At 73.0% G+C, this 20686-nt stretch carries 18 protein-coding genes; 6 read left to right on the top strand and 12 right to left on the bottom strand.

The window, feature by feature from the left end:
* Nucleotides 1-158: 158 nt before the first annotated feature.
* The 5 genes from EBN88_RS01700 to EBN88_RS01680 are packed head-to-tail and all read right to left on the bottom strand — an operon-like array spanning nucleotide 159 to nucleotide 5402.
* Nucleotides 159-2372: an ATP-binding protein gene (locus tag EBN88_RS01700; protein WP_147472620.1), complete on the bottom strand. Its 2214-nt coding sequence runs from the start codon at nucleotides 2370-2372 to the stop codon at nucleotides 159-161.
* Between the two features lie 54 nt (nucleotides 2373-2426).
* Complete coding sequence (locus EBN88_RS01695; protein ID WP_122181976.1) at nucleotides 2427-2972, bottom strand: SUKH-4 family immunity protein; 546 nt, start codon at nucleotides 2970-2972, stop codon at nucleotides 2427-2429.
* A gap of 10 nt (nucleotides 2973-2982) precedes the next feature.
* Nucleotides 2983-3858, bottom strand: a complete 876-nt coding sequence (locus EBN88_RS01690; protein ID WP_122181975.1) for a nucleic acid/nucleotide deaminase domain-containing protein — start codon at nucleotides 3856-3858, stop codon at nucleotides 2983-2985.
* A 38-nt stretch (nucleotides 3859-3896) separates the two neighbouring features.
* Nucleotides 3897-4673 (bottom strand): nucleic acid/nucleotide deaminase domain-containing protein, encoded by a 777-nt coding sequence (locus EBN88_RS01685; RefSeq protein WP_147472619.1) that lies wholly within the window; start codon nucleotides 4671-4673, stop codon nucleotides 3897-3899.
* Between the two features lie 3 nt (nucleotides 4674-4676).
* Complete coding sequence (locus tag EBN88_RS01680) at nucleotides 4677-5402, bottom strand: WXG100-like domain-containing protein (RefSeq protein ID WP_122181973.1); 726 nt, start codon at nucleotides 5400-5402, stop codon at nucleotides 4677-4679.
* Between the two features lie 336 nt (nucleotides 5403-5738).
* Here EBN88_RS01680 and EBN88_RS01675 point away from each other — a divergent pair, with 336 nt between their 5' ends.
* The gene (locus tag EBN88_RS01675; protein ID WP_122181972.1) at nucleotides 5739-6605 is read left to right on the top strand and encodes a peptidoglycan-binding protein; all 867 of its coding nucleotides are present in this window, start codon (nucleotides 5739-5741) and stop codon (nucleotides 6603-6605) included.
* Between the two features lie 26 nt (nucleotides 6606-6631).
* Here the strand turns inward: EBN88_RS01675 and EBN88_RS30360 are convergent, their stop codons facing one another.
* From EBN88_RS30360 to EBN88_RS01660, 3 genes are all read right to left on the bottom strand, one after another.
* Nucleotides 6632-8491: a serine/threonine-protein kinase gene (locus EBN88_RS30360; protein ID WP_158621300.1), complete on the bottom strand. Its 1860-nt coding sequence runs from the start codon at nucleotides 8489-8491 to the stop codon at nucleotides 6632-6634.
* Nucleotides 8492-8727: 236 nt separating this feature from the next.
* Nucleotides 8728-9879: a cupredoxin domain-containing protein gene (locus EBN88_RS01665; RefSeq protein ID WP_122181971.1), complete on the bottom strand. Its 1152-nt coding sequence runs from the start codon at nucleotides 9877-9879 to the stop codon at nucleotides 8728-8730.
* A gap of 43 nt (nucleotides 9880-9922) precedes the next feature.
* Nucleotides 9923-12322, bottom strand: coding sequence for a ThuA domain-containing protein (locus EBN88_RS01660; RefSeq protein WP_122181970.1), 2400 nt, complete (start codon nucleotides 12320-12322; stop codon nucleotides 9923-9925).
* Nucleotides 12323-12545: 223 nt separating this feature from the next.
* Here EBN88_RS01660 and EBN88_RS01655 point away from each other — a divergent pair, with 223 nt between their 5' ends.
* Nucleotides 12546-13541, top strand: a complete 996-nt coding sequence (locus EBN88_RS01655; protein WP_122181969.1) for a multicopper oxidase domain-containing protein — start codon at nucleotides 12546-12548, stop codon at nucleotides 13539-13541.
* Between the two features lie 96 nt (nucleotides 13542-13637).
* On the opposite strand, the gene EBN88_RS01650 is transcribed toward EBN88_RS01655, so the two are convergent.
* Both EBN88_RS01650 and EBN88_RS01645 read right to left on the bottom strand, forming a co-directional pair.
* Nucleotides 13638-14711: a sodium:calcium antiporter gene (locus tag EBN88_RS01650; protein ID WP_407703362.1), complete on the bottom strand. Its 1074-nt coding sequence runs from the start codon at nucleotides 14709-14711 to the stop codon at nucleotides 13638-13640.
* 102 nt (nucleotides 14712-14813) lie between these two features.
* Entirely contained in the window at nucleotides 14814-15362 is a 549-nt protein-coding gene (locus tag EBN88_RS01645; protein ID WP_122181968.1) for a hypothetical protein, read from the bottom strand.
* A gap of 308 nt (nucleotides 15363-15670) precedes the next feature.
* On the opposite strand from EBN88_RS01645, the gene EBN88_RS01640 reads away from it, so the two are divergent.
* Together EBN88_RS01640 and EBN88_RS01635 are read left to right on the top strand one after the other, a co-directional pair.
* Nucleotides 15671-16018, top strand: a complete 348-nt coding sequence (locus EBN88_RS01640; RefSeq protein WP_122181967.1) for a MerR family transcriptional regulator — start codon at nucleotides 15671-15673, stop codon at nucleotides 16016-16018.
* 46 nt (nucleotides 16019-16064) lie between these two features.
* Complete coding sequence (locus EBN88_RS01635) at nucleotides 16065-17081, top strand: zinc-binding dehydrogenase (RefSeq protein ID WP_122181966.1); 1017 nt, start codon at nucleotides 16065-16067, stop codon at nucleotides 17079-17081.
* A gap of 69 nt (nucleotides 17082-17150) precedes the next feature.
* Here the strand turns inward: EBN88_RS01635 and EBN88_RS01630 are convergent, their stop codons facing one another.
* The gene (locus EBN88_RS01630; RefSeq protein WP_122181965.1) at nucleotides 17151-17981 is read right to left on the bottom strand and encodes a methyltransferase domain-containing protein; all 831 of its coding nucleotides are present in this window, start codon (nucleotides 17979-17981) and stop codon (nucleotides 17151-17153) included.
* Nucleotides 17982-18037: 56 nt separating this feature from the next.
* Nucleotides 18038-18565 carry a MarR family winged helix-turn-helix transcriptional regulator gene (locus tag EBN88_RS01625; protein ID WP_233580380.1) on the bottom strand — a complete coding sequence of 176 codons (528 nt, stop codon included), beginning with the start codon at nucleotides 18563-18565 and terminating at the stop codon, nucleotides 18038-18040.
* A 46-nt stretch (nucleotides 18566-18611) separates the two neighbouring features.
* Between EBN88_RS01625 and yczE the strand changes: the two genes are divergently transcribed.
* Together yczE and EBN88_RS01615 are read left to right on the top strand one after the other, a co-directional pair.
* Nucleotides 18612-19229: a membrane protein YczE gene (gene yczE / locus EBN88_RS01620; RefSeq protein WP_233580379.1), complete on the top strand. Its 618-nt coding sequence runs from the start codon at nucleotides 18612-18614 to the stop codon at nucleotides 19227-19229.
* 88 nt (nucleotides 19230-19317) lie between these two features.
* A complete protein-coding gene (locus EBN88_RS01615; RefSeq protein ID WP_122181963.1) occupies nucleotides 19318-19884 on the top strand; it encodes an NADPH-dependent FMN reductase in 567 nt (188 codons plus the stop codon).
* Nucleotides 19885-20686 lie beyond the last annotated feature (802 nt).

Below are 20686 nucleotides of genomic sequence, written 5' to 3'. Positions count from 1 at the left end.
CTGCTTGGTTGTGCCCCCTTCGTCATAAAGCGTAGGGAGGGGCACGGACGGAGCAGAAGGGGTGTACCGGGTCGTCACGCCACGGTGACACATTGGTGAAACGCGCCACCGTCGCCAAGTGCCCGCCGGCTGAGGGGAGTTGGTGCGGAGGAGTGGGCTCAGGTCGTCGGCGTGTTCGCCCCGGCCGTGCCGGTCGGGCGAGCAGGGCGGGAGAGGTCGCAGCGCCACGCGGTGACGGCCTCGTCGCCCGCGCCGACGAGCAGGCCGTCGGAGGTGATCGCCAGGGCGGACACCGGGTGGTGGGAACGGAACGACAGCTCTCTCTCGTCGTGCGGGCTCAGCACGTCGATCCGCCCGTCCGCCCATGCGACCGCGCACACCGCTCCGCCCGCCGTGGGAGTGGCCGCGAGCGCCGTCGGCACGGCGGCGCGGATCAGCATCGGGGCGCTCGACGGCGCCCTGGGGGGACCCCACAGGACCACCCGCCCGTCGGCGGTGGCGCCCAGGATCATGGTGCGCTCGTTCCCCAGCCGGACACCGCAGACGGCTCGCAGCGGGGCCTCCGCCAGTCGCGCCGAACCCGCCAACGTCAGAACGGAGTTGTCCTGGGCGTACAGCCACGCCGTGCCCGCGTCGTCGCCCAGCACCAGCAGCCCGCCTCCTGGATCTCCGCCGAGGCAGGTGACCGGAGCCTGGTTCGCCGCCAGCACGTGGTGGGGGGACGGCGGCAGTTGGTCCCCACCCGGAAGCAGGCGCACCGAACCGGCGTCGGTGAGTACCGCCCACGTGTCGCCGTCGAGACGCGCCAGCCCGCTCACCGCCGCCCGTGTCTCGTTGACGATCCGCCCGAGAATCCGTCCGGTGTCGATGGCGATGCGACGCAGCTGCCCCAGCGGGTCGGCGGCCAGCAGCCACGGCGGCTCGGACGGGGTCCGGGCGCCTGGCGCGAGCGCGCGCACCGCGCCGGGCCAGCGCTCGCCCCTCGCCGGGCCGCTGGCGACGGTGACGGTACGCCGCACCCGGGTCCAGCGGGCGACGACCGGATGACGTTCGGCGGCGGGCGCCAGCAGGGCCGCCAGCCGTGGGGCCGGGTCCAGCGCGGCGGCGTGCAGGATCGCCGCGCGCTCGGCCGTGTCGTGGCCCGCGTGCGTCAACACGGGCGCGGCCGCGCGCCATGCCGAGCGCAGCGAGCGCGGGACGCGCACCCCGGGCCGGTCCAGCAGCCGGCAGATCGCGTCGACCGATCCGTGGACGAGGAACCCCGGGTCGCTCAGCAGCCGCATCACCTGCTCGTCGGTCGCCGCATGGTCCGTGAGGTGTTCGCGGACGAAGTCGGGCGCCCGGCCCCATTCGGGGATGTCGCGGTCGTTCCTCGGCACCAGTCCCAGCAGCGCCTCGAAGACGTCGCCGGGTGCCTGGCCGCCGTTCACCCCGGCCGCCGCGCGTTCGGCGTGGGCGGCCAGGGCGGGCAGAGGGAGCCGGTACGGTCCCGCCGTCCGCTCCCCGCTGGCCCAGGTCAGCCGTTCCGCGGCTGCCGCGACCTCCGCCACCGCGTCCGGCACCCCCGGGTGCAGGGCGGCGTGCACCGCTCGCCACGTGGGCAGGTCGACAAGCCCACCCAGACGCCCGAGCGTCCCCAACGCCCGCCGCACATCCGGGCCTTGGCGTTCCCACCAGGCGTCGACCAGCGCCTCGGCCGTGCCGTCCCGGTCCGGGATCGCCCCTGCCGAAAGCTGGGCCGCCAGCCGGCCCAGCACCGGAACGGGCGGGACGGCGGTGGGCGGGGGCGCGTTCTCCTCCCGGGGCAGCCCGCTGTACCAGGCGGCGAACGCCTCCCGGTCGGTCAGCCGCTCGTCGTCGAGGTCGAGGACGGTCGCCTCGCCGGTAAACGGGTTGGCGGCGAGCGGCCCCACCTCCACGAGCAGCCGCACCCAGGGCCGTTGGAGCAGCGGCTCCAGCAGGTCCGGCACCAGCCGCAGCCCGGTCCGCCGTTCCCTTGCGGAGGCCCGGTGCAGGTCGGCTATGCCGATCAGCAGCGGGCGCGGGTCCACGTCCAGGCGGGCCAGCAACTCGGGCAGCGTGCCGGCCGCCCAGCCGAGTTGGTGGGCCAGCTCCCACAGCACGGGGGAGGGGGACTGGTCGGCCGCCGGTACCAGGGCGTGCACGCGGGTGGCGGGGTGGGCGGCGCCGTGGGCGACGAGCCAGGCGAGCAGATGGCTCTTGCCGGTGCCGCGCGCGCCGGCGATCAGGCACAGGCGCGGCCCCTCCTGGCGCGTGGCCCAGTCGAGCAGCGCATGTCCGGCGGGGGCGCGCCCCGCCCCCAACGGGGCCTGGTCAAGGAGGTCTTCGGGTGATAAATCGACTTTCGGCATGGCGGACTCCCTCGTCGCCTGTGAGAAGGGTTGGGTGCGGGTGCCGGGCCCCGGTCAGCTCCATTCGCGGTCGGCCAGCGCGCCGTTCCAGTAGCACTCGGGCCGGGTCGTGGCCTCGGGGTCCACGGCGGCGAACGTCTCCATCAGCCGGTCCGTGGTGGCCTGACGCACCCGGCCGGGGCTCCAGCGGGCGTAGCCGCGCCGGTGCTGGTGGAGCGCCTGGAGGCAGCGGGCGAAGCGGTCGATCCGGCTGTTGACCATGGCGACGCCGAGCAGTTCCCACAGTGCCCCCGTGGTGCCGTCCAGGAACACCGGTTCGTGGTGGAAGAGCCCGAGCCGCACCCAACTCTCCACGGACTCCGGCAGGTTGTCGAACATGTGCAGGTTGTCCTGTGTGTCCACGGCCGAGGGCAGCCCGTTGGTCAGGTCGTCCATCGGGTCGTAGACGAAGTCGGGCAGGACCGGCAGGCCGACCTCGCTCAGGAAGCGGCGGCTGAGCGGGTGGACCACGCGCGGGTTGAGGCGCTCCTCCGGCACCGTGACCAGTCGCCTGGCCCTGAACGTCGCCGCCAACTCCGCACGCGTGATGGCCTGCTCCATGCCCGTCCCCCTACCGCTCCGAACCGCTGGAAGCCGCCGTCTCCCGCATCATCGCCAGAAAGCCGGCCTCGCGTTCGTCGGCGCTCCCCTGATAGGGGAAGGAGTGCGAGAACGCGGCCCGGGGGAACACGTCGGCCAGCCACAGGGCGCAGTAGTGCCCCGGCAGGAAGCACGGCTCAAGCTCGGTGTAGATCCGGGTCACCTGCTCCGGCGCCACTCCCGACGCCTCCAACTCGCCCCACAGCCGCTCCTCCGGGTGGACACAGAGCCCGCCCGCACTGGTGATGACCTGCTTCCGTCCGTCGGGCTCCTCGACCTCGAACGCCGTGTAGCCCGGACAGGACATCGTGTGCCGGATGTCCTGAAGCACCGTCTGCCACCAGGAGTCGGGCGACTCGGCCGGTTCCCGGTCGGCCACGGCCAGCCGGCGGATCAGCGCGCGCACCAACTCGGCGCGCTCCTCGATCGATTCCGTCGCGGCCAGCGAGGACAGCCCTTCGTCCAGAGCCAGTAACGACTCCAGGAACGCGGTGAGCGACACGTTGACCGCTGCCCCCGGCTCCTCGGCGTCCACGAACTCGGCCCGCACGCCGCCTCGTTCGTCGAGGCAGAGCTGTGCGCCCCGGTCCCCGCCGAGGCGGCACCAGCGGGCCTTCGCCTCCTCGGGCGCGTCCACGCCGATCGAGGCGCAGAACGGGCCGAGCTGGGTTGGGGCCTCGGCGGCGGAGGTGAAGTAGGGGCCCACCTGTCGCGGGACCCCGACCTCGGTCAACAGCACGCTGTCCGCCGGCGACGCGGTGCCCTCGGGAACGGCGATCCGCCGCAGCCCCTCCCTGCCGAACCGAGCCATGAGCCGGCCCGGCAGGTCTTCCTGTCCCGTGCTCATCGTGCCACCTCTCCCTCGTGTCTCATCGTAAGCGGGCCCTACGGCCCGAACAGCCAGTCGCGATACCGCCGGTGGACGGCGTTGTCCTGCCGTCGCCGCTCTCGCGTGTCCCCGTAGGGGGTCGAGTGGGTGGTGGGTAACTCCTCGTCCTCTCCCTGGACGAACGTTCCGACCCACTCGTCGCACTTCCGCATCCCGGGGCCGTGGCAGGGTTCTCGTTCACTGTGTAATCCGGTGACCCAACCATCCAGCCGGTTTCGGGCGGCGTCGAAGGGGATTCCGGCGTTCTGCTCGCTGTGCCCGCCGCGCGAGTGGCTCCTGCCGACCAGGATGAAGTCCCCGTCGTCGCCCTCGTACCGGTAGGCGGCGTAGTTGGAGCCACCCCGGTCGTTCGCGGCCAGTCTCGCGCGCTGGGTGGCCCACTGGAGGGCGCCACGGTCCCACGCGACCCTGTCCGAACTCACCCTCCGCCGGGGGCGGTTCGTGTTGCTCAGGTTGTACTGGTCGTTCTTCTTCTTGACCGGGACACGCCCGTCCTGGTCCACCAGCTTCCGCACGCTGGCCGGGTCGGACTGGTCCACCGGCCGACTGCTGCCGTCGGGCATCAGGCGGCGCACGTTGCCCTTGCGGTCGACGGTGTACGTCGGCACGCTGTCGGCCAGCCGCCGTTCGGACTCGTCGAAGCGGTCGGCCGCTCTCCGGATGCGTTCGGCGGCCCTCCGGTGGGCCCGCTCCATCCCGCCGGGGACCGCTCGGGCGACCTCGCCGAGAACTTCCCTGACGGGTTCCGCGATGCGCTGTCCTAAGCCGGCCACCCCTCAGCCCCCCGTGGTGAAGGTCAGGCCCGACACCTTCGACGAGAACAGCTCGCCGGAGGAGAGGCTGGCCTCCGCCTGCCCCAGGATCGTGTCCCCGAAGGCGCGCATCTCGTCGGTGTTCAGACGGATGGTCGGCAACGGCTCGCCGGCGGCGATCTCGGCGGCCTCCTCCTGGAGCAGTTGCCCCACCGCCGACATGATCTGGTCCTGCACCGGGCCGATCACGCCGTCCACCAGGGCGCCGATCGCCTCCTCCTCGAAGCGCTCGACGATCTCGTTGACCAGTCGCCGTTGGAGCTGTTGGGTCGCGACCGCGCTGGCGGAGGCGACGCCCAGGGTGGCCGCCGAGGCCGCCAGCGCGGCGGCCATCTGGCCGGCCGCGATGCCCAGTTGGGCGATGCATCTGACCTTCATGCCCTCGACGGCGAGGGCGGCGGCGTCAAGACCGTCGGCCAGCAACTCGCAGCCGTCGACGAGCGCGCGCATGTGTTGGGACGACTGCTGCCCCCAGGACTCGGCCAGCGCGCCGTACGACTGGGCCTGGTACACCCGTTCCAGGTCGTTGCCGACGACGCCGGTCGTCGTGTCCATCGAGTCCTGGCAGTCCTGGGCGTAGGCGCGTAAGCCGTCGGCGGCCTCGCGGAGTTCGTCCTCGTCGATGTCGGGCCAGTTGAAGCCGAGCCAGTCCACGACCTCGGCTAACCAGCCGGGCAAGGTGATCGACATCTGTACCCCCCCGGATACGTGATATCCCACTATGTGTCGAAGAGTTGTTTCCCGTCCCTGTCCTTACCTTTTCTTCGTCAGCGTAGGACGGTCGCCCAGCGACACCAAGGGGGGTGGGCCTGGCTGTCGCACCACCGTGACACAGCTGTGAATCCGCCAAGTCACTTACAACGGAGGAGAGTTGGCGCCAACCCTCGGGTCTGATCCGGCCCTTGGCCGGGTACGCTCCCGTTGTCCGCCCGAACGCGGCGGGCGACGCTCTTCGGCCCCGGCGGCGGGCGGAGTGGGGGGAACCGTTCCCGCGCCGTGCCAACCCCCACCGAAGGAGGCCGTTCGATGGCGACCCCACTCAGCGCCGACCGGCTGCTGAAGGCCCTCCGCGACGAGGGACTGACCGTGCACGAGTACCGCAGCTGGCGCACCAACAACCGCAACCACAAGGGGCCCTGGGGCCCCGTCAACGGCGTGATGATTCACCACACCGTGACCAGCGGCACCGAGGCGTCCGTCCGCCTCTGTTACGAGGGGCACTCCACCCTGCCCGGGCCGCTGTGCCACGGTGTGATCGACAAGTCGGGGGCCGTGCACCTCGTCGGCCACGGCCGGGCCAACCACGCGGGCGCCGGGGACGGCGACGTGCTGGCCGCCGTCATCGCCGAACGCGCGCTGCCGCCGGACAACGAGGCGGACACCGACGGCAACCCGCACTTCTACGGCTTCGAGTGCGTCAACCTCGGCGACGGCAAGGACCCGTGGCCCGAGGCCCAACTCCTGGCGATCGAACGGGCGGCCGCCGCGATCTGCCGCGCCCACGGCTGGAACCACCGCTCGGTCATCGGCCATCTGGAGTGGCAGCCGGGGAAGATCGACCCCAGGGGCTTCACCATGGACGCGATGCGCGAACGGGTGCGCCGCCGGCTGGGCGCGCCCCCGGACAGTGGTGGCGGGCAGCCGACGTACGAGCCGTTCCCCGGCGCCGCGTTCTTCGCGCCCGGCCGGAACAGCCCGATCATCACGGCGATGGGCCACCGCCTGGTCGCCGAGGGCTGCGGCCGCTACCAGGTCGGCCCGGGACCCGAGTGGACGTCCGTGGACCAGGAGTCCTACGCCGCCTGGCAGCGCAAGCTCGGTTACTCCGGCGCGGACGCCGACGGCATCCCGGGCGAGACGAGTTGGACCAGGCTGAAGGTACCGAACGTGTAGCCGCGCGGCCGGGCCCAACGCACCGGTCAGTCGCCGGCGTTGATCGTGGCCGTGGTCAGGGCCAGCTCCGGGACGCCCCATTCGGCGAGGATCGCGGCGTGGGTGCCGTCGTCGATCAGCGTCTGGAGCGCCTGGCGCAGCGCCTCGGCGAGGGACTCCTGGTTCGCGGGGAGCATGATGCCGTGCGGTTCGACGGCGAGCTGCGTCTCGGCCATGGACAGCGGGCTGTCCGGGTGGCCGTTGAGGAAGTGTTGCGCCGTGGCGTAGGGGATGACGGCCGCCGTGTGCTCGCCCCGGCCGATGGCGTACTCCATCTCGTCGAGGGTGCCCAGGGTCGCGACGGCGAACGGCTCGTCGCAGCCGGCGTTGGCCGCCTCCAGCGCGGCGAGGATGTCGTCCGCGTCCCAGGTGACGACGGACTGCCCGCACAGGTCGGCGAGGGTGAGGTCGGGCGGGCCGCCCCGGGTGAGGACGGCCAGGCCCTCGTGGAAGTGGTCGACATAAGCGACGTCCAGCTCAGCCCGCTTGGCCGCCGTGTCGCGGAACGCGCCCAGGCCGATCACCGGTTCGTCGCCGGCGCCGCTCGCCGAGACCTCCTGGACCAGCTCGTTGTAGTCAGAAACGGTCTCGATCTCCAGCTCCACGCCCAGGACCTCGCCGAGGGCGCGCGCGATGTCCGGCTCGACGCCGACCGCCTCGCCGTCCGGGCCGGCGAAGGACAGCGGCGAGGACCAGGTGCCGAGGCGAACGGTGAGCGTCTCGCCCTCCCAGGCCGGTGCCGTCGGCGTGGGGTCGGCGCCGGCCGGGCCCGTGGTGTCGCCGGCCTCGGGTGAGGTCCCGTTGTTCCAGGGCTGGTTGACGAGCAGCGTGAGCCCGGCGACCAGCGCCACGGCCGCGCCGGCGGCGAGGGCGGCCAGCGTCCGCCGGGAGCGGCCGGCCGGCGCGGCGGTCGTGGGCTCGCCGGCCCCGCGCGGACCCGGGGCGTCGAGGGCGAGCAACTCCGCCGCCTCCCGCCCGAGTTGGGCGGTGAGGTGCGGCGGCAGCCACACCCGTTCGTCGTCGACCTGCCGCGCCGCCAGCGCGCGGATCTCCTCCAGCGGCGGGCGTTCGGCCGGGGCCTTGGCGAGGCAGCGCACGGTCAGTTCGCGCAGCGGGCCGGTCAACGGGCCGTCCTCGGCGCCGAGGTCGGGTTCCTCGTGGACGACGCGGTAGAGGACGGTGGGCAGGGCGGGCCGGTCCGGCGCGAACGGGGAGACGCCGGTGGCGGCGTAGGCGAGGACGGCGCCCAGGGCGAAGACGTCGGTGGCGGGGGTGACGGTCTCGCCGCGTATCTGCTCCGGCGCCATGTAGCCGGGGGAGCCGACCATCGAGCCGGTGCGGGTGGCCCGGCTGCTTCCGTTCGCCGCCCGCACGATGCCGAAGTCGATCACGCGCGGCCCGTCGAGGGTGATCAGGATGTTGGCCGGCTTGAGGTCGCGGTGGACCAGCTGGTGGGCGTGGATGTCGGTCAATGCCAGGGTGAGCCCGTGGAGCAGGGACCAGACGCTGGGCCGTGGCAGCGGGCCGTGCTCGGCGACGACGGCCGCCAGGGCCGGTCCCGGCACATAGCCGGTGGCGACCCAGGGCACGGCGGCCTCGGTGTCGCTGTCGAGCACCGGCGCGGTCCAGTCGCCGGCCACCCGCCGGGCGGCGGCGACCTCGTGCCGGAAGCGGCGGCGGAACGCGGGGTCGGCGGCCAGCTCGTCGTGCACCAGCTTGATGGCCACCAGCCGACCGCCGGGGGAGCGGCCCAGGAAGACGCGGCCCATGCCGCCCGCGCCGAGCTGCCCGAGCAGCCGGTAGGGCCCGATGCCCGTCGGCTGTCCCTGGCGTAACGGCCGCACCATCCCGTCCCCTCCCCGCTGTGACCCCTTGTGGCCCCGATGTGTCCCCGCCTGACCCGGTGTGGGTCCGACCCGGTGTGGCCCGCCGCGCATCGCCGCCGGCCGTCAACTCCCGTACCAGGACTGCCCCGGCGCGGCCCGGCGGCAAACCCGCCGCCGACACGGCGCGGCCCACCGCCGCGCGAGGCGGCGGTGGGCCACACCCTGTGGGGGGTCTCGGCGGTGGTTCGTCTCCCGGCTCAGTGGTGCGCCGGGGCCTCGGCCTCCACGACGGTGAACGTCACCCGCGCGTCGTCGGAGACGTTCCCCGCCGCGTCGGTGGCGCGGTAGGTGACCGTGGTCTCGCCCAGCTCGTGGACCATGAACGGCTCCGTGTAGGCGGTGAACTCCTCGGCGCCGTCCAGCGCGTACTCGATGCCGGCGACCTCCGACTCCTCGTCCGTGGCGGTGAGTTCGACCGTCGCCATGCCGGTCAGCGTGCCCTCGGGGTCGGTGGCCGGCGCCACCTCGATGGTGACGTCGGAGGCCACCTGGGGCGGGGTGGTGTCGTCATCCCCGCCGCCGGGTTCGCCCTCGACGACCTCGATCGTGGCGGTCTGGCTCTCCGAGACGTTGCCCGCGACATCCGTCGCCCGGTAGGTCAGCTCGTGCGTACCCGGCTCGTCCAGGACGATGGGCTCCTCGTAGGGCTGGAACGCCGTGGCGCCCACCGCGTACTCGATGCTGTCCACGCCCGAGTCGTCGTCGGTGGCCGTCAACTCCACGGTGGCGCCGCCGACATAGGCGCCGTCCGCGTCCTGCTCGCCGGTCACCTCGGCGCTGACCTCGGGCGGGGTGGTGTCGTCGCCGGGTTCGCCGCCGCCGTCCTCGGTCACCACGAGGGTGCCCTGCATGGCCAGGTGACCGGGGATGGTGCAGAAGTAGCGGTAGGTGCCGGGGGTCAGCTCGACCTCGACCTCGTGGCGGCCGTCGTTGGCGTCGTTCGGGTTGGCCAGGATGTTCACCCGGACGTCGTTGTTGTACTGGGAGTTGGAGACGTCGAAGGTGAGCGTGTGGGCCATGCCCGTGGTGTTGCCGGTCGCCTCGCTGTTCTCGAAGACCAGCGTGGCGGGTCCGGCGACCGCCTCCACGGGCGCCGTCTCGTAGGAGTCGAGGTCGTCGTCGGCCGTCCAGGTCAGCACCTGGTCGGCCGCCTCGGGCTCGGCGTCGGCCGCGTCAACGGCCGTGGCCTGGCCGGTCTGTTGGGCCTGCGCGCTGGGCAGCGCGACCAGGCCGAGCCCGGCCAGCGACAGCGTCAGCAGCGTGGCCAACGGTCGCCAGCCCCGGGCGAGCGCCCGGTGCCCGCGCGGCGCGGGGATGGTCAGCTCCCCGTCCGTGCCGGTGTCTGTCATCGTTCCTTACCTCCTGCTGTGGGGGACCCCGCCGTCACCGCTGTCACTGGTTCGCCAGCTGCTCGGGCAGGGGGGTGGCCGGGCCTCCGGTGTAGGTGACGCGCCAGAGGGCGGACTCCTCGGTGAGGTTGAAGAAGCCGCGTCCGTAGTCGAGGACGTAGAGCGAGCCGTCGGGGGCGAACTTCCAGTCCATCAGGTTGCGGATGCCGCCGTTCCCGGCCGGGATGATGTCGTCCAACGACTCGGCGTGGACCGGCAGTCCGCCGGCGCCGGCGTTGTCCGGGTCCATCACCACGGCGTGGCGCGGCTGGTCGGCGTCGTAGTGGTCGCCGACGAACCACTTGCCGTCCCAGTAGGCGGGCCAGGCGACATCGCTCGCGGCGGCCTCGTCGTAGCGGTAGAGCGGGCCGCTCATCGTGGCCTGACCGCCGCCCTGGAGCCAGGGCAGCAGGAAGGTCTGGTCGTCCTCCTCGTAGGTCGGAACGCCGTTCTCGTCACGCGGGTAGTCCGGCGCGCCGCCCTGGGGCGAGTACCAGATGTTGTTCGGCGTGACCGGCGGCAGCTCCACCAGGCCGTCGTTGTGCGGCGACTCGTTGACCGGGTTCTCGCAGTCGTACCAGTCCAGCGGCAGCGACGGGTCGGGCAGGTTGCGGTCCCGGTAGGGCTGGTTGTTGCCCATGCAGTAGGGCCAACCCCGGTTGCCCGCCTCGGTGATGACGGCGAACGTGTCGTACTTGGCCGGGCCCCAGGTGGTGCTCGGGCCGCCGGCGTCGGGGCCGACCCAGCCGGTGTAGACCCAGCCGGTCTGGGGGTCGACCGCGAGGCGCGTCGGGTTCCGCACGCCCATCACGTAGATCTCGGCCCTGGTCTTGCCGCCGCCCTCCTCCTCGCCGGTGAAGAGGTTGCCCTCCGGGATGGTGTAACTCCCGTCCGGCTCGGGGTGGATGCGCAGGATCTTGCCGTTGAGGTTGTTGGTGTTGCCCGAGGTGCGGCGGGCGTCGGCGAAGGACAGGCCCTGGAAGTTGGGCTCCGGGTTGTTCCCCGAGTAACCGTCGGAGAAGCCCGAGGAGTTGTTGTCCCCGGTGGCGATGTAGAGGTTGCCCTCGGCGTCGAAGTCCAGTCCGCCGCCGGCGTGGCAGCAGCTGTGGATCTGGGCGTCCCAGCTGAGCACCGGCACCTCGGAGGCGAGGTCCAGCGTGCCGGACTCCTCGTCGAAGGTGAAGCGGGAGATCCGCCGCTCACCGATCCGGGCCTCCCGGTCGATGGTCTCGTGCGGCATCCAGTACAGGTAGACGTGGCCGTTCTCCGAGAAGTCCGGGTCCAGGGCGATGCCCAGCAGCCCCTCCTCGGTCTTGGTCAGCTCGTCCCCGCCGCCCTTGTTGCCGAAGACCTCCAGGTTGGCGGCGAGGGTGACGGAGTCGTCGGCCGGGTCGTAGACGTGCACCGTGCCCTGGCCCAGGCCGATGTTGGGGTCCTCCCAGTCGGTGACGACCGGGTCGTCCGCCCAGCCGCCGGCGCGCCCGATGTAGAACACCCGGCCGTCGTCGGCGATGTCCAGGCCGTGCGGCTCGCCGATCTGGTCCAGCTCGCCGGGCTGGTTGGGCTCGGTGATCCGCTCGGCGACATAGTTGTCGGTGATGGTCGCCTGGCAGTCGGCCCTGGTCAGCGCGCTGGTCCAGAGCAGCGCCCCGCGCAGGTGGGCGCGGAATTCGTCCTCGGCGAAGCTCTCGACCGTGCCGCCCATGCCGGTGTAGAACGAGCGCCCGCCGTCGTAGTCGCGGCACCAGGAGATCGGGTGGTCCCAGTTCTCCAGGTTGTCCTCCCGGACGCGGGCGACGGTGTGCACCTGGCCGCTGGGGTTGTCCACCCAGTCGAACCAGACGTCCGTGCGTTCCCACTCCAGGGGCAGCCCCGCCGTCGCCGGGTTGAGCTGGTCGCCCACCTCAACGACCGCCTGCTCGGCCTCCGTTGGGCTGCCGTCGTCGGGCCTGGCCCCGATCAGGCCGGTGAACCAGGACGAGTCGGGCTGGGCTGACGCGGCGTCGTGCACGCCGAGGAAGCCGCCGCCCGCCTGGACATAGCCCTGGAGCGCGGCCTCCTGGTCGGCGTCGAGCACCGCGCCGTCGGCGGAGAGGAAGACCACGGCGTTGTAGGCGAGGAGCCCCTCGGGCTCGAAGACCGAGGGGTCGTCGGTGGCCTGGACGTCGAACTGTTCCTCGGTCGGGCCCTCGGCCCCGATGGCCTGGATGGCCTCAACGGCCGCCTGTGTGCGGTCGGTTGGCGCGTCCGCCGCGTGGAAGACGAGCACCTGGGCATCGGCGGCCCCTGGTAGTACGGCTGACTGTCCCGTTCCCTCCTCGTTGCCTGAGGCCGCTGGGGAGGCCCCCAGCAGCGCGATCGACAGGGTGGCAGCAAGTGCGACGATCTGTGGCTTGCGGCCCATGAAGCTCGCCCGCCCCTCCTGGGTGGTGATCCTGCGTGATGGTCCTGCGTGGAGAACTGAAGCTGGAGCAACGCCCAAGGAAGCTAGACCTCTTTTGCCGAGACGCCAATGGCTATGACCGGAATCGAGGAAACTTTGTCCTGAGGGTGGGCAAACTCTTGTCGTGCTCATACCATGAGGCGCCATCAGAGTCGTTGACCGATGAGCGAGGAAGGCTCCGCACATGCGTCGACCAGGCGTCTCCCGGCGAATCTTCACCACCGGCGCGGCCGCCGCCGCCCTAGCCCCGGCCGGGCTTGCCGCGACGGCCGTGGGTGTCACGGCCGGCCGGGCCAGCGGCGAGCCCCGCCCCGCCGAGGTGAAAACGATCACCCTCTACGCCGAGGAGGTCGCCGACGGGCAGGCCGGCTACGGTCTGGAGCCCGGTCAGGCGACCATCCCCGGGCCCCTGTTGGAGATGTACGAGGGCGACACCTACGAGATCGAACTGGTCAACACCATGGACGTGGATGTGTCCCTCCATGTGCACGGGGTTGACTACACCATCGACAACGACGGCACCGCGCACACCAACAGCACCGTGCCACCCGGCGAGAGCCGCGTCTACACCTGGACCACCCACGCCCCCGGCGTGCGCGAGGACGGAACGTTCATACCGGGCAGCGCCGGCTACTGGCACTACCACGACCACATCGTCGGCACCGAGCACGGCACCGGCGGCCTCCAGCGCGGGCTCTACGGCCCGCTGGTGGTGCGGCGCGAGGGCGACGTGCTGCCGGACAGGACGTTCACCGTCGTCTTCAACGACATGACCACCAACAACCTCCAGACCGGGCCCGACTTCGAGGCGGTGCTCGGCGAGCGCGTGGAGTTCGTCTCCATCACGCACGGCGAGTTCTACCACACGTTCCACCTGCACGGTCACCGCTGGGCCGACAACCGCACCGGGCTGCTGGAGAGCGAGAGCGACCCCAGCCGGATCATCGACACCAAGATCTGCGGCCCGGCCGAGTCCTTCGGCTTCCAGGTGATCGCCGGCGAGCACGTCGGCCCGGGCCACTGGATGTACCACTGCCACGTCCAGTCGCACTCCGACATGGGCATGGCCGGGATGCTGATCGTCTCCGACGCCGAGGGCAACGCCCCGGGCGACCCCGGCCACCACGCCGAGCCGTCCGGCAACCAGCCCGAGGCGCAGGGCGGTTCGTCGCATCACTAGAGACCGGGTCCCGCGCGTCACCCCCGGCACCGGGTGACGCGTGCGTGGCCGGAAATCGTCTTCTGACCCGGCGAGACCTCGCCAGGGCGTGCCGGGTCAGAAGGCGAGTACCACCACCGTCGCGGCATAGAGCGCGATCAGCAGCACCCCGTCGAAGCCCAGCCGCAGCCAGCCGCGCTCCTGACGCACCAACAGGCCGCCCAGCAGCACCGTCGTCATCACCAGCGCGCCCGCCGTCAGGAACAGCTGGTCGGGCTCGGCCGCGTGGTAGAGCGAGCCGCCCCGGTACGCCAGGTCTCCGACCACCAGGTTCAGCGCGTCCAGACAGTTCCCGCCGATCACGGCCGCGATCGCGAGCGTGACCGCGCCCCTGCGCACCGCCGCGATCGCGGTGACCGTCTCCGGCAGCGCGTTGACCACGCCCATCAGCACCGCGCCCACGAAGCCGGCGCGCAGGCCCGTCAGCGCCACGAACGTCTCCGCCGCCCGGGCCACCACCCAGCCGCCGACCACCACAGCGCCCGCGATGCCCAGGAACTCGGCCCACAGCGAGCCGGTGCGCCGCCCCCGCGTCGCCTCCTCGGCCTGCGGCCGGTCCGGCACCGTGTCGCTGGTGCGCACCGCCACCCACATCGGCCGCGAGCGGTCGCTGATCAGCCGCAGCCCGCCCCAGTAGAACGCCACCATCACCACCGAGACCGGGTGCACCCCCGCCACGGTGACCTCCGGGCTGAAGCTGCCCATCAACGCCAGGCCCAGCAGCCCGATCAGCAGACAGCCGAAGAGCAGGTTGGGCAGCGAGGCCGCCGCGTGCTCCAGGTTCACCCGGCGGTAGGCCGCGTCAGCGGCCGCCACCGCCAGGGTCTGCGCGGCGATGCCGCCCACCGCGTTGCTGTACGCCAGGTCCGGGTGGTGGTCGGCCGCGCTCACCGCCGTCATCACGATCCCGGAGAGCGAGGCCACCAGGCCGAAGAAGACCGCCCCGAACAGCGCCTCGCCCCGCCCGGTGCGGTCGGCGAGCACATCGCCCAGCATGGCCAGCCGGATGCTGCCCACCACGGTCAGCAGGCCGGCGGCCAGGAAGAGCGCCACGCTCCACCCCAGCGGCCACTGGCCGGTCACGATCTCGGACACGATCTCGGACACGATCTCGGACGCGGTCTCGGACATAGAGCGCATCCTGACCCGTCGCGGTGGCCGACGGCGGGAGGCGGCGGGGCCGGTGTGCCGGCCGAGCCGGGCGGCTCGGCCGGCGGGGGAGCGGGCGCCGGCTCAGCAGCCGCCGCAGTTGTAGTAGGTGACGTCCCAGTGGTTGCTCTCGCGGGCGTAGATGTTGCCGGAGGCCGACTCGTAGAGCGCGGCGCCGTCACCGCGCTGCCCGATGTAGGTGAAGGCGCTGGTCACATAGGAGTTGAGGCAGCTGTTGAGGCCGAAGTCCAGCTTGTAGCCGTTCCAGTGGCTGTAGGTCCCGCCGGCGTGCCCGGTCTCGGTGCCGCCGGTGATGTTCAACGGGCAGCCGCTGGCCGACTTCAGGGTCTGCGCGCCCTGCGCCGAGGCGAGGTTCAGCTGTTCGAACGAGGTGCAGGTGGGGACGTTGCGGTCGGAACAGCCGCCGGAGGACGACCAGGTGATGCCGGAGGACGAGAACCGCGAGGTCGCCTGGGCGTGCGTGATCTTGGTGACCAGCGGCGCCACGGTCTCGGCGGCCGCCGGTTCGACGACCGCCGCCGGGTCGCTCTCGGCCGCCGCGCTGACCGAGGGGGCGGCGAACAACGAGGCGCCGGCGAGCGCGAGCACGCCGAGCACGGAACGAATGCGCATGTGGGGGAACCCTTCAGTGGTGTGGGGAACCGCCCCCTGTGCCCGGGGACGGTCGGCTGGTGAACGCGGACGGGCCATGCGGGTACGGACTGGTCGCGGACGACGGCGCGATGCCGCCGTGCGAACAGGATGGTGCCCGAGATCTACGCGCGTTCGCCAGAGGGCGGGTCGGTTCTTTCTTGTTCGGGGACAGTCAAGCCGCCGCATATGCCAGGGAGTTGGCAGGGGAGCGGCGGGCGGGGGGCGCGCCGGGGTGGCGCGTTGCGGGCGCGCGGAAGAGGAGCGCGCGCCGGCGCGTTGTCCCGCTCATGAGGATCGGGGAGGCCGCTCGGGTCAGCGGCGTGAGCGTGCGGGCGTTGCGGCACTACGAGGACGAGGGCCTGATCGTCCCCGGCCGTCTGGCCAACGGCTACCGCGACTACTGCCGGCCGACCATCGGCCGCGTCCTGGCCGTCCGCGAACTCCTCGCGAGCGGGCTGCCGCTCCGCCTGGTCCGCGAGGCCCTCGCCGGCCCCGACGCCGCGCCGCCGACCGCGCCCCCGGCCGAACTCCTCGCCGAGATCGCCGCCTACCGCGACCGGCTCGCCGCCCACATCGCCGCGCTCCAGGCCCGACAGGCGGCGCTCGACGCGTTCCTCCAACGAGCGGCCGAGTGACGGCGCTTGACCCTCACGCCGGCGTGAGGCTTCTACCGTCCGCACCATGGCAACCACCGCACACCCAGCCGCAGGCCCAGCGAGGATGCGGGCGCTGGTCCAGCGCTCCCTCCGGGGGCCAGAGGCGCTGGCACTCGAACCCGACCACCCCCGCCCCGAGCCGGAACCCGGCGCCTATCTGGTCCGCGTCGGCGCGGCCGGCGTCAACTTCGCCGACGTGCTGCGGGCGCGCGGCACCTACGCCGGCGGGCCCCCGCCGCCCTTTGTCGCCGGCTTCGAGGCGGCCGGCGAGATCGTCGCCATCGGTCCCGACGTCGGGGACCCGCTCCCGGTCGGCTCCCGGGTGATCGGCGCCGGGCCCGGCGCGTTCGCCCCCTATATGACGATGCCGGCCGCCGAGGCGCTGCCCGTTCCGCCCGGCTGGACGGAAGCCCAGGCCCTGGGCCTGGTCCTCAACTGGGCCACCGCCCTGGCCGCGCTCCGCCCGCTGGGTGACATCGCCCCCGGCGAGACGGTGCTGATCCACGCGGCGGCCGGCGGCGTCGGCCAGGCGGCGGTCCGCCTGGCCCGCCACCACGGGGCGCGGGTGATCGCCACCGCCTCGCCGGCCAAGCACGCGGCGGTGCGCGCGCTGGGCGTCGAGGACGTCCTCGACGCCCGGCGCCCCGACCTGGCCGAGGAGATCGGCCGCCTGACCGGCGGCGTCGACCTCGTGCTGGAGTCGGTCGGGCGGGCCACGTTCGCCGCCAGCCTGGCGGCCGCCCGGCCGGTCACCGGGCGGGTGGTGGTCTACGGCGCGGCCTCCGGCGACGCGAGCGTCAGCACCCACGACCTCGTCTTCCGCCACCCGGTCCAGATCAGGGGCCTGCACATCGGCACCCTCGCGCGGGAGGCGCCCGCGACCTATCGCGCGCTCCTCACCGAGCTGCGCGCGCTCATCGACCGGGGCGTCTACCCGCCCGGCGCCCCCGAGGTCCACCCGCTGGCCGAAGGCCCGGCGCTGCTCCGCGCGTTGGCGGCCGGCACCACCCGGGGCAAGCACGCCCTCGACCCCTGGCGCTGAGGTCGCGCTTCCCGGGCCGCCGGGCCGGCGCCGGGCCGGCCCGTTCCCGCCCGGGGGCCGCCCGGCCGTTCAGGCGGGGGCCGTGCCCGAGGCGACCAGGATCGGGAGGGCCAGCAGCAGGCGGTCCCGTTCCGCGCGGCGGCGCTGGTCGGCGGTCCAGGCGTCCGCCTCCTCGGCGGTGACCGCGCCGGTTTCGGCCGCCGCCCGCGCCAGCGGGAGCAGCACCGGCAGCGCGTCAGGGCCGGTGAGCACCAGGGTGCGCACCGCGAGGCGAACGTCCGCGAACCCCGCGTCCAGCAGCAGCGCACGGGAACGGCGCGCCGCGCGCGGCTCGGTCACCCGGTCCGCGCGCGCGTGCACCAGGGTGCGGGTCAGCGCCGGGTGGTCGGAGTCGATGACAAGGGTGTCCCAGTCCTGGCCCAGCAGCACGATCCGCCCGCCGGGCGCCAGCACCCGGCGGGCCTCGGCCAACGCCCGTTCCGGCTCGGCCAGTTCGTGGAACACCTTCTCCGCCCGGTAGCCGCCGGCCGAGCGGTCCGGGAGCGGCAGCGCGTAGGCGTCGCCGATCCGCAGGTCGGCGCCGGGGAAACGGGCCCGCGCCGCCGCGATCATCCGCTCGTCCGGGTCCACGCCGACCGCCGGCACCCCGCGTTCCCCCAGCTCCGCGACCGCCCGCCCGCCGCCGCAGCCGACGTCCACGACGGTGGCGGCGGCCCGTTGCCTGTCCGGGGCCAGCAACGCGTAGGACCAGGACCGCAGTTCGGCCGCTCCCGGCAGCCGGTCGGCGGCGTCCAGCCGGGCGAGCAGCGCGGGGGGCCGTTCCGGGTGACCGTTCGTGGTGGGCGCGTGATCGTTGGCCGGGTGATCGTTGGGCGTGTGGGCGTCTGTCGTGTGGTTCATGCCCGCAAGGGTGCGAGTTCAGGTCGACCTGAGGTCAAGCGCGATCGCCCGGCGCCTCATCCGTTGTCGTCTGCCGGTGCCTCCTCCCGACCGTCGGCGAGCAGCGGCTCGGTCACCGCCTCGGCGATCTCGGCCAGCGCGGCGAGCTGGGCCGGGGTGAGGCGGTCGATCAGATGGCGGCGCACGGAGGCCACATGGTCCGGCGCCGCCCGTTCGATCGCCGCCCGGCCCTCGTCGGTGAGGCGGGCGACCGTTCCCCTGCGGTCCTCGGCGCAGCTGTCCCGGGTGACGAGGCCGCGCCGCGCCATCCGCACCAGATGGTGCGAGATCCGGCTCTGCGACCAGAGCATCGAGCCGGCCAGCTCGGTGACCCGCAGCTCGCCGCCGGCCTCGGAGAGCTTGGAGAGCACGTCGTAGTCCGGGTCGGAGAGCCCGCTGTCGGCGGCGAGGTCGGCGGAGATCCGGGCCGTGAGCAGCAGCCGCATCCGTCGCCAGCCGCGCCAGGCGCGGTCCTCCTCCGGGCTGAGCCAACGCGGGCCCTCGCCCGTGGCGACCGTCTCCCCCTGGTTTTCTTGACGCGTCATGCAGGCATGGTACGTTCTCCCTGTGCATGACGTGTCATATAAACCCGTGTCCCTCCCGCGTCGACTGGCCACCCTGCTGCTCGGGCTCGCGCTCTTCGGCTGCTCGCTCGGCCTGCTGGTCCGCGCGGAGTTGGGCCTGCCGTCCTGGGACGTCCTGCACCAGGGCCTCGCCGAACGCACCGGCGCCCCGCTCGGCCTGGTCGTCACGCTGGTCGGCGTGCTGGTGCTGCTGGCCTGGATACCGCTGCGGGAACGGCCGGGCGTCGGCACCGTCGGCAACGTGCTGCTGGTCGGCATCGCCGCCGAAATCACGCTCGAACTGGTGCCGACGCTCGACGCGTTGCCGCTGCGCTGGGCGGTGCTGGCGACCGGCGTCGGCACCGGCGCCGTCGCCACCGGCCTCTACGTCGGGGCCGGCCTGGGCCCGGGCCCGCGCGACGGCCTGATGACCGGACTCGCCCGGCGCGGCCTGTCGATCCGCCGGGCCCGCACGGGGATCGAACTGGGCGTGCTCGCCGTCGGCTGGCTGCTGGGCGGCCCGGTCGGCCTGGGCACGGTGCTCTACGCGCTGACCATCGGCCCGCTGACCCAGCTCGCCCTCACCTGGCTGAGCCTGCCGCCGCCGGCACCCCGGGCGGCGGCAGGCTCATCACTCCGGGTCTAGCGTTCGCATACCGTGTGCAACGGTGCGCCGGTCTTCGGCCCGGCCGCCCGCCCCGCCGGAGAGACTTCAGAGAAAGCAGAACCACACCGTGCCTCGACTCAGCATCATCGTCGGCAGCAACCGCCCCGGCTCCAACGGCCTCCCCGTCGGCTCCTGGCTGCTCCGCCGGGCCTCGGAACGGGAGCCGTTCGGCGAGGTGGGCCTGGTGGACCTGGCCGAGGTCGGCCTCCCGTTCCTCGACGAGCCCGAGCATCCGTCGACCGGCCGCTACCGCCACCAACACACCCGCAACTGGAGCGCGTTGATCGACGCCTCCGACGCGTTCCTCATCGTGCTGCCGATGTACAACGGCGGCTACGGCGCCGCGTTGAAGAACGCGCTGGACTTTCTCTACGCGGAGTGGCGCGACAAGCCGGTCGCGCTGGTCAGCTACAGCGCGGGTGCCTCCGGCGGCGCCCCGGCCGCCGAGGCGCTGCGGCCGGTGCTGGAACGGTTGGGGATGCGCCTCACCGGCGAGCCGGTGGCGCTGCCGGGCATCGAGGAACTTGTCGACAAGGAGACCGGGTTCCGCCCCACGCCGGGGATCGCGGCGGCGCTGGACGGGCTGCTGGACGAGGTGACGACGGTGGCGGTGGCGGGGTCGGGGCGGCGGTAGGTGGGTGCGGGTAGTGGGTTGTGACCGGTCTGGCTGCGGGCCGGTGGCCGGTGCGGGGCAGCCCGACTGGTCGTTTGGTTTGTTGACGAGTGGTGTGGGCATGGTGGTTGAGGCTCGGGCGCGGACCACGACGCCGGGCCTACGTGGCGAACGATCGGCCGGGTGCGGGCGTAACGAATGACTGTGATGGGCTGGCTGGGAGGGGGAGGGGCGTCTCCCGGAAGGTGAGTTCGTTGCCGTCGGGGTGGTGGGGAGTGGCGGTGCGTGCCCTCCGGGCGAAGGGACTGCGGCGTTCTTTGCGGGCCGGCCGGCCGCTGGGGGCGTGCGTAGCGCGCACCGGCTTCGCCGGCCTGCTGCGGCGCGTGGCCTGTCCCGGATGTGGCGGATCGTCGGGCTTCTCGCGGGGACGGTGCCGGTCGTGTGTGGGGCGGGCCGGTGGGTGTTGCGTTCGCTCAACGACCACGCTGCCGCGCGAACAACGCCTGCCGTCCTGGTAGTCCGCGCCCCGCCGACTCCCGCAGCGAACGCGCCCGGAGGCGGGAGTCCCCCGCGCCCCCCGCCGGACAACGCCCCACCTGAGCCTGACCCAAGCCTGACACCCGGCGAACTGCGGCATCAGACCCGGGCACCGCCTCCGCCAAAGAACCATCCCCGCGTGCGCGGGATCACGCCCAGGAAAAGCTCAGCGTCTACGGCGCCCGGGGACCACCCCCGCGTGCGCGGGGATCGCGAAGCTGACCTGGGGTTTTATCGGTGGGGAGGGCGGTTTAAGAGCGCTGGCTGGTCGGGGCGGTGGTCTTGG

It is taken from the genome of Streptomyces triticirhizae (assembly GCF_003696235.1).
GTDB classification, from domain to species: domain Bacteria; phylum Actinomycetota; class Actinomycetes; order Streptomycetales; family Streptomycetaceae; genus Streptomyces; species Streptomyces triticirhizae.
The sequence above is the reverse complement of the archived record's forward strand: the minus strand, read 5'-3'. Positions and strand labels throughout refer to the sequence as shown.